The sequence below is a fragment of the Bradyrhizobium sp. 142 genome, assembly GCF_023074015.1.
Lineage (GTDB): Bacteria > Pseudomonadota > Alphaproteobacteria > Rhizobiales > Xanthobacteraceae > Bradyrhizobium.
The window spans coordinates 1-1,616 of sequence record NZ_JADPKQ010000217.1; the positions used below are offsets into that span (position 1 = coordinate 1).

Annotated in this window: 1 protein-coding gene and 1 pseudogene; one reads left to right on the forward strand and one right to left on the reverse strand. The window is 56.9% G+C overall.

What is annotated here, in order from left to right; translation table 11 throughout:
* Positions 1-297: 297 nt before the first annotated feature.
* Positions 298-1,290, reverse strand: coding sequence for an ABC transporter substrate-binding protein (locus IVA82_RS19970; RefSeq protein ID WP_247388094.1), 993 nt, complete (start codon positions 1,288-1,290; stop codon positions 298-300).
* A 191-nt stretch (positions 1,291-1,481) separates the two neighbouring features.
* Between IVA82_RS19970 and IVA82_RS19975 the strand changes: the two are divergent.
* Positions 1,482-1,616, forward strand: a pseudogene (locus IVA82_RS19975) (IS110 family transposase); the annotation flags it as partial.

The window sequence follows — 1,616 nt, forward strand, 5'->3', positions numbered from 1 at the left end:
CCAAGGCAAATTTGATGAAAGCGGCGGGCCAGGTGAGCCGGCACCCGATGCGAGGGAAGCACTGGAGACTTTGCTGCTGTCCGTCCAGAGCGAGGCTCGTGCATGATTCTCAATAGATAAGAATACTAATGATAAGAATACACACGATATCTATTGTCAATGGCTGATTCCCGCCCGGGCTCGCTCGCTTATGGCGCGCCAAGGACCTTCGCTTTGTTTCCGCACCCACTACGGGAGGAATCTGTCAACGCCGGCCCAGTTGGTCCGGGACGGGCCAATCGGCGACATGTAGAAGAATCATTCGATTGCTTCATCAGCCGTCGCTAAGAGAATTGGCGGCACCATTATTCCAAGGGCCTTGGCCGCTTTGAGATTGATTATCAACTCTAGTTTGGTCGGAAACTCGACGGGCAAATCGCTGGGCCTTGATCCTTTTAGGATTCTTACCACGTAACCGGCTGCGCTGCGAAAGCACTCAGCCAGATTGACCCCATAGCTGACGAGTCCACCGGCATCGACATGGTCTCGAAAAGCATAGACCGCGGGCAATCGGATCGCGGCCGCAAGGGCGGAAATTCGCTCCCGCTCATTGAAGAACATCGGGTCGGTCTGGACAACGACAGCCTGAACACCGCTGCTCGCTAACGCCTGAAAGGCCCCATTGATGTCATCCGGTACACGAACCTCCATGGTTTCCAGTTCAACACCTAGATTCCGATTGGTGCGCTCCAGTTCTTCGCGGTCAATGACAACTGCGCCGGCGACGTTCACAAGAAATCCAATCCTGCGGGCACCTGGAATCAACTGCAGCGCAAGTTCCAGCTGCTTGCCGACCAGACCCTCGGTACGGAACAAGACCCCGGTCACGTTGCTTCCCGGATGCGACATGCTGGCAATCAGACCGAGACGAACGGGGTCTGCCAGAAGTGGGCAGACAATCGGAATGGTTTTGGTTAGCCCTGACAGGGATACGACCGCCGGAGTAGCAGTGGCCAGAATAACATCCGGCCGCAAATCAATCACCTCCTGTGCGAGCGACGTGGCTCGATCCAATCGACCTTCGGCCGAACGCAGCGCAAGCTCAAAATCTCGATGTTGAACGAAATCGAGGTCTCGAAGTCCCTGTATAAACGCATCCATCAAGCGTACATTGCGCTCTGGAGTGACTAGGCTCATGAAAGCGATGACGGGCGGCTTATTCAAAGCTTGTGTGCGCGCAGCAAAGCAGCACGCAGCCGCGCTGCCAAGAACCGCCATGAATGCGCGCCGCTCTATTTGCCGGAAGGACATCCAAGGTCCTCTCACGGGCAAGCGTGCCCTAGGGGATGCATACTAACATGCTCGCACGATAAGCAAGAGTGCGATCAGTCGCCGATCGTCCGGCTGGTGGACCTGCACGTCCGCTAATGGGATGGTCCGGCCGTGCTCCGGCCCTGCCAGCACGACAAGCTGGCAAGGGGCGCCCAAGACAGGAGCACGCCATGTCTCAGAAACTCAGCTCAGCGATCGCCGTGATAGGCATCGATATCGGCAAGAACTCGTTCCACATCGTGGGCCACGATCAGCGCGGCGCAATCGTGTTGCGGCAGAAGTGGTCACGCGGCCAGGTAGAAGCA

Coding starts and splice junctions, on each gene's coding strand:
- IVA82_RS19970 (WP_247388094.1), bottom strand. CDS start 1,290: ATGTCCTTCCGGCAAATAGAGCGGCGCGCATTCATGGCGGTTCTTGGC.